Consider the following 14641-nt stretch of genomic DNA (forward strand, 5'->3'; position numbering starts at 1 on the left):
GCCCGGTGAAGCGCCGCTCAGTCCGCGAAGACGGAGCCGAACTGCGGCGTCCCGGTCGTGGACACCCCGGCGTCGGCGGGCGACACCGCGCGGGAGCCGATCGCGGTGATCTTCTTGCCGTCGGAGGGCAGGTAGGTGACCGTGCCGTCGCCGCCGTTCTCGAACGAGCCCACCATCAGGTCGGCCTTGCCGTCGCCGGTGACGTCGTCCAGCTTGACGTCGGTGCCGAACAGGTCGTCCTTCTCGTCCTGACCGGGGACGTTCGTGGTGCTCTGGGCGAAGGACTGGGCGCCGGAGGCGGTGTTCACGCCGGACGCGGAGCCGTACAGGACGGTGACCATGCCGGTGTTCGTGACCCCGTTCAGGTCCTCCTCCGGGGCGCTGATCACGAGGTCCTGGTAGCCGTCGCCGTTGATGTCGCCGAGGTCCAGTTCCCAGCCGAAGGTGTCGCCCTTCTCGGAGGAGCCGGGGACGTTGCCGGTGTTCTGGGTGATGGCGGTGGTGGTGGCGGGCCCGGAGGCGGACCCGTAGGTGACGCTCACCTTGCCGCCGTCGGACGCGTCCGGGACGGCGGTGCCGTCGCTGTTCTTGGCGTCCCAGTCGGCGCCGGTGACGATGTCGCCGAAGCCGTCGCCGTTGACGTCGCCGATGGCGGTGATGATGCCGGGCTTGAGGGCCTTGGCGGCGGAGGCGTTCAGACCGGTCGAGGCGCCGGGCAGCCAGTAGTTGGTGTTCCAGTGGTGACTGGTCTTCGTCTCGAAGCCGTCGACCACGAGGTCGGTACGGCCGTCGCCGTTGACGTCGCCCGCGGTCAGGTTCAGCGGCCCGTAGGGGCTGCCGTTGGTCCCCGACCTGACCGGCGTCTTGACGGTCGTACGGCTGCCGGGCTTGCCGGCGGTGGTGAAGCCGCCCCGGTAGAGGTAGAGGCTGCTGTTGCTGCTGCCCACGACCAGGTCGGCCTTGCCGTCGCCGTCGAAGTCGCCGGCGGCCAGGGTCTCGCCCCAGTAGTCGTGGGAGGCGGGGGCCGGGTCGGCGACGTCGACGCCCTTGCCGGTCAGGCCGCTCTTGGAGCCCCACAGGATGGCGACGGCGCCGCCGTCGGTGTCGCTGCCGACCTTCTCGTGGGGGGTGCCGACGGCGAGGTCGTCGTAGCCGTCGCCGTTGAAGTCGGCGTACGCCAGGTCGCCGCCGAACTCGTCGCCGGCCTCGGCGCCACCGGGGACGCCGGCCGTGTTCTGGGTGAGCAGGGTGTGCTTGGCGCCGGATACGCCCGTCTTCGAGCCGTACATGACGACGACCGCGCCGGCGTCCTTGTGGCCGCTGACGTAGGCGGTGGCGGCGGAGGCGGCGAGGTCGCCGATGCCGTCGCCGTTGAAGTCGGCCTTGGCGACCCGGGTGGAGTCGGCGGCCGTGGCGGGGGCGGCGGCGAAGGTGAGCAGACCGCCCGTCAGCGCGGCCGCGGTGGCCGTCGCGAGGGCGAGTCTTCGGTGCAGGTGCATGCGTTCTCCTGCGGCGTGCGGAGGATGCCCGGCGGGCATCCGCAGTCGGTTGGGTGCGGATCGGCCGGGTACGTCCGGGGTTCGTGGTGCGTTGTCCCCGGGTTCACCGGCCGGTCGGCGATCAGGAGACGCGCGGTGGGGGGCAAGGGTTGTACGGGAGTTCGGTGAGCGCCGTTAAGTGTGTGATGTCCGTGGCGAGTTATCGGGTGCCCCTGCGGCGGGAGCGGGGCGGGTGGCGCAGGATGGACCCATGAGCGTAGTGAAGATCAATGTGCTGACCGTGCCCGCCGAGCAGCGGGAGGTCCTGGAGAAGCGGTTCGCCTCGCGGGCGCACGCGGTGGAGAACTCCGACGGTTTCGAGTGGTTCGAGCTGCTGCGCCCGGTCGAGGGCACCGACCAGTACCTCGTCTACACCCGCTGGCGCGACGAGGCGTCCTTCCAGGCGTGGATGGAGGGCCCGATGAAGGCCGCCCACCAGGGCGGCGGCGCCGCCGAGGGCGACCGCCCCAAGCCGGCCGCCTCCGGCTCCACCCTGTGGTCCTTCGACGTGGTCCAGCAGGCGGCCCCGAAGAACGCGTGACGCTCGGCGCTGGGCCTCGGCGGTTCTACGGGGCCCGGCGCCATGTCCTCCGAGCGTCGCGGCCGGTCTTGTACGGGCGGCCCGGTCGGCCGGGGTGCATGTGTTCCGGCCTGGCGGCCCAAGGGCGCGGCCACGGGCGCCTCGCGGCGTTCGTACGTGAGCGGACGGGTCGGTGGGGTGCGCGTGGTCCGGCCCGGTGGGACAAGAGCGCGCCACGGGGCGCCCCGTGGTGATCGCCGTGCGAGCGGATCGGCCGGGCGGCACAAGAGTGCGGACACGGGCGCCTCGCGGCGTTCGCGCCTGAGCGGGCCGGCCGGACTGGGCACCCGCCTCGGTCCGGCCGCACAAAGCCGACCGCGTACGGCGGCGGCGGTCGTGGTGCGGGTTCCCTCGGGTGGCCGACCCGTTCGATCGGCCGGTGCGCGCACCCGGCGCGCGGACGCCCCGATGCATCGGCTGACGGGGCCACGGGCGCACCCGGCCGGAGTTCCCGTCTCGGCCCCGTGCCTGCGGCCCGCGATCCCATCCCGGCTGGCCGCCGCCTCCGGTCTCGGGTCCCCTACCGGCCTGCGATCCCATCCCGGCCGCTCGCCCCTCGCCCCTCGCCGCTCCCGGTTCCGGCCATCGGTGGGCTTCCGGCCCGCGGTTCCGGCCGTCCGGACCGCCTCGGCTTTCGGCCCGCGACTCGTTTCCGGCCGTCCGGACCATCCCGGCTCCCGGTCTGCGGCCCCTTCCCGTGCGCCCGCCGCATCGGGTCTCCGGTCCCGGCCACCGGTCGGCTTCCGGCCCGCAGCTCACTTCCACCGTCCGGCCCGCCCACCCACCGGCCCGCGATCCTTTCCCGCCAGCCCGCCAGCGCGGCCCCCCCCGGCCAGCGCGTCCCTCCCCGCCCCGTGGGTTTACGAGCCCGGCACCCGCCAAGGGCGCACGGCAGCGACGCGGCCCCCCCGCCCCCCCCGAACACAACAACGCCCCCTGCCTGTGCGAAGCAGGGGGCGTTGTCGGGTTTCAGGGGGCCGCGGGGGCCGTCACTTGACCGGCTCGGGCTCCGGGGTGGTCTCGGACTCGGACTCGCCCGCCGGGTCCACCGGGGTCCGCACCGAGTCCAGCAGGAGCTGGGCGACGTCGACGACCTGGATGGATTCCTTGGCCTTGCCGTCGTTCTTCTTGCCGTTGACCGAGTCGGTCAGCATGACGAGGCAGAAGGGGCAGGCCGTGGAGACGATGTCCGGGTTGAGGGAGAGGGCCTCGTCCACGCGCTCGTTGTTGATGCGCTTGCCGATGCGCTCCTCCATCCACATCCGCGCGCCGCCCGCGCCGCAGCAGAAGCCCCGCTCCTTGTGGCGGTGCATCTCCTCGTTGCGCAGACCCGGGACCTTGCCGATGATCTCGCGCGGGGGCGTGTAGATCTTGTTGTGGCGGCCCAGGTAGCACGGGTCGTGGTAGGTGATGATGCCCTCGACCGGCGTGACCGGGACCAGCTTGCCCTCGTCCACCAGGTGCTGGAGCAGCTGGGTGTGGTGGATGACCTCGTAGTCGCCGCCGAGCTGCGGGTACTCGTTGCCGAGCGTGTTGAGGCAGTGCGGGCAGGTGGCGACGATCTTCTTCGCGGACTTCGGCTTGCGGGACTCCTCGGTGGCCTTGCCGTCGTCGTCCAGCTCCTCGCCGAACGCCGTGTTCAGGGCCATCACGTTCTCCATGCCGAGCTCCTGGAACAGAGGCTCGTTGCCCAGGCGGCGGGCGGAGTCACCGGTGCACTTCTCGTCGCCGCCCATGATCGCGAACTTGACGCCCGCGATGTGGAGCAGCTCGGCGAACGCCTTCGTCGTCTTCTTGGCGCGGTCTTCCAGCGCGCCCGCGCAGCCGACCCAGTAGAGGTACTCGACCTCGGTGAGGTCCTCGATGTCCTTGCCGACGACCGGGACCTCGAAGTCGACCTCCTTGGTCCACTCCAGGCGCTGCTTCTTGGCCAGGCCCCAGGGGTTGCCCTTCTTCTCCAGGTTCTTGAGCATCGTGCCCGCCTCGGAGGGGAAGGCCGACTCGATCATGACCTGGTAGCGGCGCATGTCCACGATGTGGTCGACGTGCTCGATGTCCACCGGGCACTGCTCGACACAGGCGCCGCAGGTGGTGCAGGACCACAGCACGTCCGGGTCGATGACGCCGTTCTCCTCGGCGGTGCCGATCAGCGGGCGCTCGGCCTCGGCCAGGGCCGCGGCCGGCACTCCGGCCAGCTGCTCCTCGGACGCCTTCTCCTCGCCCTCCACCGTCTTGCCGCCACCGGCCAGCAGGTACGGCGCCTTGGCGTGCGCGTTGTCCCGCAGCGACATGATCAGCAGCTTCGGGGACAGCGGCTTGCCGGTGTTCCAGGCGGGGCACTGCGACTGGCAGCGGCCGCACTCGGTGCAGGTGGAGAAGTCCAGCAGGCCCTTCCAGGAGAACTGCTCGACCTGGGAGACGCCGAAGACGTCGTCCTCGCCGGGGTCGGTGAAGTCGATCGCCTTGCCGCCCGAGGTCATCGGCAGCAGCGCGCCGAGCGAGGTACCGCCGTCGGCGTTGCGCTTGAACCAGATGTTCGGGAAGGCGAGGAAGCGGTGCCAGGCCACGCCCATGTCGGTCTTCAGGGCGACCGTGATCATCCAGATGAAGGAGGTCGCGATCTTCAGGGCGGCGAAGAAGTAGGTGAGGTTCTGGAGCGTGCCGACGCTCATGCCCTTGAACCAGGCGACGACCGGATACGAGATGAAGAACGACGCCTCGTAGCCGTCGACGTGGTGCTGGGCGCCCTCCAGGGCGTGCAGGGTGAAGATGCAGACGCCGACGATCAGGATGACGGCCTCGACGAAGTACGCCTGGCCGAAGTTCGAGCCGGCGAAGCGGGACTTGCGGCCCGGCTTGTCCGGCTTGCTCAGCTGGCGGATCGCGATCAGCACCAGGATGCCGAGCGTGGTCATGGTGCCGACGAACTCGACGAAGACGTTGTACGGCGCCCAGTCGCCGATGATCGGCAGGATCCAGTCGGCCTTGAAGAGCTGGCCGATCGCGTTGACGATCGTCAGCAGCAGCGAGAAGAAGCCCACCGCCACGAACCAGTGCGCCACGCCGACGATGCCCCAGCGGTTCATCCGGGTGTGGCCGAGGAACTCCTTGGCCACGGTGACGGTGCGCTGTGCGGGGTCATTGGTCCTGGTCCCGGCCGGTACGGGCTGGCCGAGACGCATGAAGTTGAAGATCTGGAGGAGGGCGCGGCCGAACAGTGCCACGCCGACCACGATCAGGACCAGCGACACGATGATCGCGGCGAGTTGCATGGGGGCTCCTGAGGGCGGCCTCGAATTGACCGAGCGGACATTACTAAGCGGTAACTTATGCGGTTCTCTGAGACTACCCCTATCTTCCGTCGCGCCGCAGGGGAGCGCGGGGTGATATGGGTCGCTGAGGGGCCGCCCATGGTGGCGTGCTGATCACCCTCAGGGCAATCTGATCGTGTTATTCATCCCGAATTGCTACTTTCACCCCTACCTTAGGGCTGTGCTCTACGGGATCGCCGCGGCCTCCGCCGCCCTGCTGCTCACCGCCGTCCTCGCGGCGCTGCTCCGGCTGCCCGCCCTGCGGGCGGGAGTCGTCGACCGGCGCCGGAGCCGTCCGCTGCCGCTGCTCGGCGGCCTCGCCGTCGTCACCGTCACCTCGCTGGTCGCCTGGACGGGTGAATGGACCCGGGTCGCCCCGCTGGGTGACGGGGTCGGCGGGCTGCTCCTGGCCGCCGTGGCGGTCGGACTGCTCGGCCTGGTCGCCGACGTCTGGCGGCTGCGCGGCCGGGTGATCGCCGCCGGTACGGCGGTGGCGGCGGCCTGCGTGGTGCCGTACGACGAGACGGGGGTGGCCGGGGGCGCGCTCGCCGTGGCCGGGATCGTCCTCGTCACGCTCGTCTTCCGGGGGCTCGACCACGCGGACGGTCTGGCCGGGACCGTGGGCGTGGTCACCGCCTTCGGGGCCGGGGTCTGCGCCGCCATCGAGGTGATGGACGGACTCGCCGTGCTGCTCAGCGTGTTCGCCGCCGCCCTCACCGGCTTCCTGATGCACAACTGGCATCCCGCCCGGGTCGGACTCGGCGCCTGCGGCTCGCTGTTCACCGGGTTCCTGCTGTCCTCCGGAGTCGTCTTCACCCGTGCGGGGTACGCGATCGGGCCGAGCGCGGCCGTGCTGTTCTGCCTCGGTGCCGTCGCCCTCGCGGACGCCGCCCTGGTGGTCCTCGTACGGCTGCTCGGGCGCCGCCCGTTGCTGCGGCGCGGCCCGGACCACCTGGTGCACCGGCTGCGGCGGTTCGGGCTCACCCAGCCGGGGGCCGTGGTGGTGCTCGGGGTGGGTGCCTTCGCCGCGGTGTTCGCGGGAGTGCTCGTGCATGCCGGGTGGGCGGGGGAGGAACTCGCGCTCTGGGTGGCGGGAGGAGCGGCCGTCCTGGTGCTCGTGCTGCTGCGGGCGCCCGTTCGGATTCCGGTCCAGCGACCTCGCCGTATGGCATCGACGCAGGTCAACGGGCGGTTGCGTGTAAGGAACGGATAAGACTTGAGTCTGGATGACTCAGGTCTGTTGACCCCAGCGGCCCGCTCGTGCACACTTGAGTCCGTTGCACTCAAGTCAGCTGGAGGAATCAACCATGGCACGTGCGGTCGGCATCGACCTGGGCACGACTAACTCCGTCGTCAGCGTTCTGGAGGGCGGCGAGCCCACCGTCATCACCAACGCCGAGGGTGCCAGGACCACGCCGTCCGTCGTCGCCTTCGCGAAGAACGGTGAGGTGCTGGTCGGCGAGGTCGCCAAGCGCCAGGCGGTCACGAACGTGGACCGGACCATCCGCTCCGTGAAGCGCCACATGGGCACGGACTGGAAGATCGAGCTCGACGGGAAGCAGTTCAACCCGCAGCAGATGAGCGCCTTCATCCTGCAGAAGCTGAAGCGGGACGCCGAGTCCTACCTGGGCGAGAAGGTGACCGACGCGGTCATCACCGTCCCGGCGTACTTCAACGACTCCGAGCGCCAGGCGACGAAGGAGGCCGGCGAGATCGCGGGCCTGAACGTCCTGCGCATCGTCAACGAGCCGACGGCCGCCGCGCTGGCCTACGGCCTCGACAAGGACGACCAGACGATCCTCGTCTTCGACCTCGGCGGCGGCACCTTCGACGTGTCCCTGCTGGAGATCGGCGACGGCGTCGTCGAGGTGAAGGCCACCAACGGTGACAACCACCTCGGTGGTGACGACTGGGACCAGCGCGTCGTCGACTACCTGGTCAAGCAGTTCCAGTCCGGTCACGGCGTGGACCTGTCCAAGGACAAGATGGCCCTCCAGCGCCTCCGCGAGGCCGCCGAGAAGGCCAAGATCGAGCTGTCCTCGTCCACCGAGACCTCGATCAACCTGCCCTACATCACGGCGTCCGCCGAGGGCCCGCTGCACCTGGACGAGAAGCTCACCCGCGCCCAGTTCCAGCAGCTGACGGCCGACCTGCTGGAGCGCTGCAAGACGCCGTTCCACAACGTCATCAAGGACGCCGGCATCTCCATCAACGAGATCGACCACGTCGTCCTCGTCGGTGGCTCCACCCGTATGCCCGCCGTGGCCGAGCTCGTCAAGGAGCTGACCGGCGGCAAGGAGGCCAACAAGGGCGTCAACCCGGACGAGGTCGTCGCCATCGGCGCCTCGCTCCAGGCCGGTGTCCTCAAGGGCGAGGTCAAGGACGTCCTGCTGCTCGACGTCACCCCGCTGTCCCTCGGTATCGAGACCAAGGGCGGCATCATGACCAAGCTGATCGAGCGCAACACCACGATCCCGACGAAGCGCTCCGAGATCTTCACCACGGCCGAGGACAACCAGCCGTCCGTGCAGATCCAGGTCTACCAGGGCGAGCGCGAGATCGCGGCGTACAACAAGAAGCTCGGCATGTTCGAGCTGACCGGTCTGCCGCCGGCGCCCCGCGGCGTCCCGCAGATCGAGGTCTCCTTCGACATCGACGCCAACGGCATCATGCACGTCACGGCGAAGGACCTCGGCACCGGCAAGGAGCAGAAGATGACCGTCACCGGCGGCTCCTCGCTGCCGAAGGACGAGGTCGACCGCATGCGCGAGGAGGCCGAGCGCTACGCGGAGGACGACCACAAGCGCCGCGAGGCCGCCGAGACCCGCAACCAGGGCGAGCAGCTCGTCTACCAGACCGAGAAGTTCCTCAAGGACAACGAGGACAAGGTCCCGGGCGAGGTCAAGACCGAGGTGGAGTCCGCCATCGCCGAGCTGAAGGAGAAGCTCAAGGGCGAGGACACCGCCGAGATCCGCACCGCCACCGAGAAGGTCGCGGCCGTCTCGCAGAAGCTCGGCCAGGCGATGTACGCCGACGCCCAGGGCGCGCAGGCCGCGGGCGACGGTGACGCCGGTGCCGGCCAGGCCAAGGCCGACGACGACGTCGTGGACGCCGAGATCGTGGACGACGAGCGCAAGGACGGTGCCGCGTGACGGAGGAGACCCCGGGCTTTGACGAGAAGCCCGACGTCCCCTCCGGCGCCACCCCTGACGACGCCGAGTCGAAGGCCGCCCCCAAGGAGGGGGCGGCCCCGGCCGGGGACGCGAACGCAGACGCCGGTCTGGTCGCCCAGCTGGACCAGGTACGCACCGCGCTGAACGAGCGCACCGCGGACCTCCAGCGGCTCCAGGCCGAGTACCAGAACTACCGCCGCCGGGTCGAGCGGGACCGGGTCACGGTCAAGGAGATCGCCATCGCGAACCTCCTGACCGAGCTGCTGCCCGTGCTCGACGACATCGGCCGCGCACGGGAACACGGCGAACTGGTCGGCGGCTTCAAGTCGGTGGCCGAGTCGACCGAGGCCACCGCGGCCAAGCTGGGCCTCCAGCAGTTCGGCAAGGAGGGCGAGCCCTTCGACCCGACCATCCACGAGGCCCTGATGCACAGCTACGCGCCGGACGTCACCGAGACGACCTGCGTGGCGATCCTGCAGCCCGGGTATCGCATCGGCGAGCGCACCATTCGCCCCGCGCGGGTGGCCGTCGCCGAGCCGCAGCCGGGCGCGCAGGCCGGGAAGCCGGAGAAGGCGGGCAAGGCCGAGGGCGCCGAGGAGAAGTCCGAGGCGGCCGACGACAAGGAGAACGGTGGCCCGGAGGAGGGCTGACGTAATCACAGCGGACGGGAAGGAGGGACGTCGGGGATGAGCACCAAGGACTTCATCGAGAAGGACTTCTACAAGGTCCTCGGCGTCCCCAAGGACGCCACCGAGGCCGAGATCAAGAAGGCGTACCGGAAGCTCGCGCGCGAGTTCCACCCGGACGCCAACAAGGGCAATGCCAAGGCCGAGGAGCGCTTCAAGGAGATCTCCGAGGCCAACGACATCCTCGGCGACCCCAAGAAGCGCAAGGAGTACGACGAGGCGCGCGCCCTGTTCGGCAACGGCGGCTTCGGCCCCGGGCCGGGCGCCGGCGGCGGCAACTTCAACTTCGATCTGGGCGACCTCTTCGGAGGCGGCGGCACCGCCCAGGGCGGCGGCTTCGGCGGCGGGCTCGGCGATGTCTTCGGGGGCCTGTTCAACCGGGGCGGCGCGGGCGGGGCGACCCGTACGCAGCCGCGCCGCGGCCAGGACGTGGACACCGAGGTCACCCTCAGCTTCACCGAGGCGATCGAGGGGGCCACGGTGCCGCTGCGGATGACCTCCCAGCAGCCCTGCAAGGCCTGTTCCGGCACCGGCGACAAGAACGGCACGCCCCGGGTGTGCCCGACCTGCGTCGGCACCGGCCAGATCGCCCGGGGCTCGGGCGGCGGCTTCTCGCTGACCGACCCCTGCCCCGACTGCAAGGGCCGCGGTCTGATCGCCGAGAACCCCTGCCCGGACTGCAAGGGCAGCGGCCGCGCCAAGTCCTCGCGCACCATGCAGGTCCGCATCCCGGCGGGTGTCACCGACGGGCAGCGGATCCGGCTGCGCGGCAAGGGCGCCCCCGGCGAGCGGGGCGGCCCGGCAGGCGATCTGTATGTGACCGTGCACGTGGGCGAGCACCCGGTGTTCGGCCGCAAGGGCGACAACCTCACGGTGACCGTCCCGGTCACCTTCGCCGAGGCCGCGCTCGGCGGCGAGGTGCGGGTGCCGACCCTCGGCGGCCCGCCGGTCACCCTGAAGCTGCCCCCGGGCACTCCGAACGGCAGGACCATGCGGGCCCGCGGCAAGGGCGCGGTCCGCAAGGACGGCACCCGCGGCGACCTCCTGGTCACCGTCGAGGTGAGTGTCCCGGAGGACCTGTCGGGGAAGGCTCGTGACGCACTGGAGGCGTATCGCGAGGCGACCGCGGGCGAGGACCCGCGGGCGGAGCTGTTCGAGGCCGCGAAGGGAGCTTGAGCGTGATGGAAGGCCGGCGGCGCAATCCGTACGAACTGACCGAGGAGACCCCGGTCTACGTCATCTCGGTGGCGGCCCAGCTCTCCGGACTCCACCCGCAGACGCTGCGCCAGTACGACCGCCTGGGCCTGGTCTCCCCGGACCGCACCGCGGGCCGGGGCCGGCGCTACTCGGCCCGTGACATCGAACTGCTCCGCCAGGTGCAGCAGTTGTCGCAGGACGAGGGCATCAACCTGGCCGGCATCAAGCGCATCATCGAACTGGAGAACCAGGTCGCCGCGCTCCAGTCCCGCGTCGTGGAGCTGGAGTCGGCCCTGGACGGCGCGGCGGCCACCATGCGCCAGCGCGAGGCCGCCGTGCACGCCTCCTACCGGCGGGACCTGGTCCCGTATCAGGAGGTCCAGCAGACCAGCGCGCTGGTCGTGTGGCGGCCCAAGCGGTCCCCGCAGCAGGGCGACTGAGCACCCGCCCCACCACGCACGGCGAAGGGCCCGCGGACGCATCCCGTCCGCGGGCCCTTCGCCGTCCCCGGACCCGGCGGGCCCGGCGGCGGGCACGTCACGGGGCCCGTCACGGGCACAACCCATTCTTTGCCGCCTCGTGAACTCCCCTTGGATGGACGGTCCGTAAAGGGTGTTTGGAGAGGTTTCCCCATTGCTTTCACATGTTGGACGGCGCGTAGTGTTGCCCACTCGTTAAGCAAGGCTTCTTGACGCCGGCTGTCGGCTCCGCGTTGTCTTTTCAGACACCTGGGTCCTCTAGCAGCACCCACGTCCGAAACACACGTGAAGTGAGCCCTCGTATGCGCCGTATCGCCCTGTCCGTGGCCGCCTCCGCGGCGACCCTCTCGCTGGCCGGCTGCGGCGTCCTGAACGCGACGGGGGACAGCACGAGCGCGAGCCCGGCCAAGGGCAACGACCTCACCGTGGGCCTGCTGCTGCCGGAGAAGACCAACACGCGCTACGACAAGTTCGACTACCCCATCATCAAGAGCAAGGTCGCCGACCTGACCGCCAAGCAGGGCAAGGTCGAGTACGCGAACGCGAACGCGGACGCGGCCAAGCAGTCCGGCCAGATGCAGAAGATGATCGACGACAAGGTCGATGTGATCCTGCTCGACGCCGTCGACGCGCACGGCATCGCGGGCGAGGTGAAGAAGGCCAAGGACGCGGGCATCCCGGTCATCGCCTACGACCGCCTGGCCGAGGGCCCGATCAGCGCGTACGTCTCCTTCGACAACGAGCTCGTCGGCGAGGTGCAGGGCCGCTCGCTGCTGGACGCGCTGGGCTCGAACGCGAGCACCGCCACGAAGATCGTGATGATGAACGGCTCGCCCACCGACCCGAACGCCAAGCAGTTCAAGGAGGGCGCGCTCTCCGAGCTGAACGGCAAGGTGACCATCGCGGCCAGCTACGACACCACGGACTGGAAGCCGGAGAACGCCCAGGCCAACATGGCGAAGGCGATCAGCCAGATCGGCGCGGGCAACATCGCGGGCGTCTACTCCGCCAACGACGGCATGGCGGGCGGTGTCATCAAGGCACTGAAGGCCGCGGGCGTCACCAGCCTGCCGCCGGTGACCGGCCAGGACGCCGAACTGGACGCCGTACAGCGGGTGGTGGCGGGCGAGCAGTACATGAGCGTCTACAAGTCCTACCCGGACGAGGCCGAGGCCGCCGCGCAGATGGCCGTCTCCAAGGTCCAGGGCAAGGACATCCAGTTCGACGCCCTCACCGAGGACAAGGTGGACAGCCCCACCACCAAGAACATCCCGTCCAAGCTGGTCCAGGTGAGCGCCCTCACGCGCAAGTCCATCAAGGACACGGTCATCGCGGACGGCATCTACACCGTGGACGACATCTGCACCGCCAAGTTCAAGGCGCAGTGCGCGGCGATCGGCCTGAAGTAGCAGGTCGCCGCACCGCGCCTCCCCGGCGGGCGCGGTGCGGCGGCGCGATCAACGATGCCCTCGTCCTGCGGGCGTCGCCACCGTCATCTTGTTGCAATGCGAGGGGCGGAGCCTGGGGGATACCCGGACGAAAGGGTCGCTAACGACCGCCGCGCCCTGGGGAGCCGTGTTGCGGACCCGGTCGGCGCCACGCATAGTTGCGCTGCGGAAGTGGCAGCACACCGGGGGTGGAATGCGCGATGGCCGGGCGGAGGGCGGAGCATCCCCACGGTGCCGACCAGCTGTGCGAGGCCGGGGACCGCGTGTACTCACGGGCGGTGCGCCGGGGCCGGGTGCCGCGCGTCGAGGCCGAGGCGGTGCCCTGCCTGCTGGAACTGGCCCTGCTGCACCCGGACCCCGACGACATGGACTGGCTGGTCCCCACCTCCCCGCAGGAGGTCATGACCCGGCTGCTGCGCGGGGTCTACGACGAGGTCAGTGAGAGCCAGCGCCGGGTGGGTTCGGCGGTGGCCGCCTTCGAGTGGTACGCCGGGCTCGGCCAGTTGCAGGCGCTCGCGGCGCCGGGCGGGGGCAGCGCGGTACGGGTGCTGGACGGGCTGTCCCGGATCCAGGCCGCGATGGACGAGGCGACGCAGGCGTGCACCACCGAGGTGCTCACCGTGCAGCCGGGCGGCATCCGCCGGGAGGCCGAGCTGACCGAGGGCCTGCACCGGGCGCTGGCCCTGCGCGGGCGGGGCGTGCGCATGCGGGACCTGTACACGCATGTGGCCCGGCACGGGCAGGGGCTGCTCAACTACCTGGAGCTGATGGGCGACACGGTGGAGGCCCGCACCCTGGACGAGGTCATCGACCGGCTCATCCTCTTCGACCGCACCGTGGCCTTCATCCCGGCGAACGCCGACCGCACCATGGCCCTGGAGCTGCGCCACCCGGCGCTGGTGGAGTACCTGGTGACCGTCTTCGAGCGGCTGTGGCGGCTCGCCATCCCGCTCACCGCGCCGCTGCCGGACACCGGTATCGAGGGCATCTCGCACCGCGAGCAGTCCATCGCGGCGCTGCTCGCCGAGGGCCATCAGGACGCGGTGATCGCCGAGCGGCTCGGCATCAGCGTGCGCACCTGCCGCGCGCACATCGCCCGCCTCTCGGAGACCCTGGGCGCGGCGAGCCGTACCCAGCTGGGGGTGCGCATCGCGCAGGCGGGCCTGGACGGCAGCGGCAGGGGCCTGCCGGCGGCCGCGCGCGACGCCTCGTTATGAGCCCGGCGCCTCGTCCGCCCGGCGCAGGATCTCCGACCGCGCGATGAGATAGCCCAGTTGGGCCCGGCTGACGCTGCCGAGGGCGGCGGAGAGCTTGGCGACATGCAGGCGTACGGTGCGCACGTTCATGCCCAGCCGGTCGCCGATGGCGGCATCGGTGTGGCCCTCCACCAGGAGGGCGGCGATGGCGCGTTGGCGCGGGGTGGCGCCGTCCGCGGCGGGGGCCGGCGGGCGCCGCGGGCCCATCGGCGTGGCCAGGTGCCAGAACCGGTCGAACATCGTGGCCAGGTGCTCCACGATCGCCGGCTGGCGGATCTCCAGGGCCATGGTGCGCTCGGCGTTGGCGGGTATGAAGGCCATCGTCCGGTCGAACACGAGCAGGCGCTCGGAGACCTCGTCCAGGGTGCGGGCCTCCAGGTCGCCGCGCAGATGCTCGTAGCGGGCCAGGACGGTTGGCGAGTGGCGCATGGTGTGCTGGTAGAGGACGCGGATCCGGGCGCCGCGGTCCAGCAGCGCCTGGTCGCGGTCGAAGGCGGCGGCGTCCAGTTCGGGGGTCATCCGGGTGTGGTCCACATGCGGCTGGATCGCCAGGAACTCCTCGCGGACCTCGGCCGCGGCGGCGGTGAGGATCTGGTTGATGCGGTCGACGCCGTTGTGCACCCGGACCACCGGGGTGCTGCCGGGCAGGCTGTGGGCCGTCCGCAGCAGGGGTTCGAGGCTCCGGGCGATACGGGTCTCCCGGCGGCGTTCGGCGGCGATGCGTTCGGCGGAGGCCCGCAGCAGCTCCTGAAGGGCCACCGAGGCGGCCACGGGCTCCAGCAGACGGGTGTCGGCGGCGGTCGGCTGGAGCAGCCCCAACCGCTGGAGGCAGGGCGCCGCCGCGGCGTCGGCGGCGTCGATCCTGCCCGCGCGCAGGGCGCGTTCGTACACCGTGCGGCCCTGCGCGCACAGCTCCTCGACGCCGTGTTCCTGGTGCGGTTCCGTCATCGTCGTCATCGTCGTCGTCATCAGC

General features: G+C 70.8%; 11 protein-coding genes. 8 read left to right on the top strand and 3 right to left on the bottom strand.

Annotated elements, in window-relative coordinates; genetic code table 11:
- Window positions 1-17: 17 nt before the first annotated feature.
- Window positions 18-1499: an FG-GAP and VCBS repeat-containing protein gene (locus ACLF5H_RS26305; RefSeq protein WP_421678484.1), complete on the bottom strand. Its 1482-nt coding sequence runs from the start codon at window positions 1497-1499 to the stop codon at window positions 18-20.
- A 250-nt stretch (window positions 1500-1749) separates the two neighbouring features.
- Here ACLF5H_RS26305 and ACLF5H_RS26310 point away from each other — a divergent pair, with 250 nt between their 5' ends.
- Window positions 1750-2079 carry an antibiotic biosynthesis monooxygenase family protein gene (locus ACLF5H_RS26310; protein WP_421678485.1) on the top strand — a complete coding sequence of 110 codons (330 nt, stop codon included), beginning with the start codon at window positions 1750-1752 and terminating at the stop codon, window positions 2077-2079.
- Window positions 2080-3107: 1028 nt separating this feature from the next.
- Here the strand turns inward: ACLF5H_RS26310 and ACLF5H_RS26315 are convergent.
- Window positions 3108-5390, bottom strand: a complete 2283-nt coding sequence (locus tag ACLF5H_RS26315; RefSeq protein WP_421678486.1) for a (Fe-S)-binding protein — start codon at window positions 5388-5390, stop codon at window positions 3108-3110.
- A gap of 220 nt (window positions 5391-5610) precedes the next feature.
- Here ACLF5H_RS26315 and ACLF5H_RS26320 point away from each other — a divergent pair, with 220 nt between their 5' ends.
- The 7 genes from ACLF5H_RS26320 (at window position 5611) to ACLF5H_RS26350 (ending at window position 13629) form a co-directional block, all read left to right on the top strand.
- A complete protein-coding gene (locus ACLF5H_RS26320; RefSeq protein ID WP_421678487.1) occupies window positions 5611-6642 on the top strand; it encodes an MraY family glycosyltransferase in 1032 nt (343 codons plus the stop codon).
- Between the two features lie 94 nt (window positions 6643-6736).
- A complete protein-coding gene (dnaK, locus tag ACLF5H_RS26325) occupies window positions 6737-8581 on the top strand; it encodes a molecular chaperone DnaK (RefSeq protein WP_421678488.1) in 1845 nt (614 codons plus the stop codon).
- Window positions 8578-9252 (top strand): nucleotide exchange factor GrpE, encoded by a 675-nt coding sequence (gene grpE, locus ACLF5H_RS26330; RefSeq protein WP_421678489.1) that lies wholly within the window; start codon window positions 8578-8580, stop codon window positions 9250-9252. The genes dnaK and grpE overlap by 4 nt, the downstream gene beginning before the upstream one ends.
- A gap of 36 nt (window positions 9253-9288) precedes the next feature.
- Entirely contained in the window at window positions 9289-10464 is a 1176-nt protein-coding gene (gene dnaJ / locus ACLF5H_RS26335) for a molecular chaperone DnaJ (protein WP_416484486.1), read from the top strand.
- A 5-nt stretch (window positions 10465-10469) separates the two neighbouring features.
- Complete coding sequence (locus tag ACLF5H_RS26340; RefSeq protein ID WP_421678490.1) at window positions 10470-10925, top strand: heat shock protein transcriptional repressor HspR; 456 nt, start codon at window positions 10470-10472, stop codon at window positions 10923-10925.
- Between the two features lie 341 nt (window positions 10926-11266).
- Window positions 11267-12373, top strand: a complete 1107-nt coding sequence (locus ACLF5H_RS26345) for a sugar ABC transporter substrate-binding protein (protein WP_421678491.1) — start codon at window positions 11267-11269, stop codon at window positions 12371-12373.
- A 239-nt stretch (window positions 12374-12612) separates the two neighbouring features.
- Window positions 12613-13629 carry a LuxR C-terminal-related transcriptional regulator gene (locus tag ACLF5H_RS26350; protein ID WP_421678492.1) on the top strand — a complete coding sequence of 339 codons (1017 nt, stop codon included), beginning with the start codon at window positions 12613-12615 and terminating at the stop codon, window positions 13627-13629.
- Here the strand turns inward: ACLF5H_RS26350 and ACLF5H_RS26355 are convergent.
- Window positions 13624-14616 (bottom strand): LuxR C-terminal-related transcriptional regulator, encoded by a 993-nt coding sequence (locus ACLF5H_RS26355; protein ID WP_421678493.1) that lies wholly within the window; start codon window positions 14614-14616, stop codon window positions 13624-13626. The two genes, ACLF5H_RS26350 and ACLF5H_RS26355, sit on opposite strands and share 6 nt — an antisense overlap.
- Window positions 14617-14641 lie beyond the last annotated feature (25 nt).

The organism is Streptomyces sp. LaBMicrA B280 (genome assembly GCF_049222185.1).
Taxonomy (GTDB): domain Bacteria; phylum Actinomycetota; class Actinomycetes; order Streptomycetales; family Streptomycetaceae; genus Streptomyces; species Streptomyces murinus.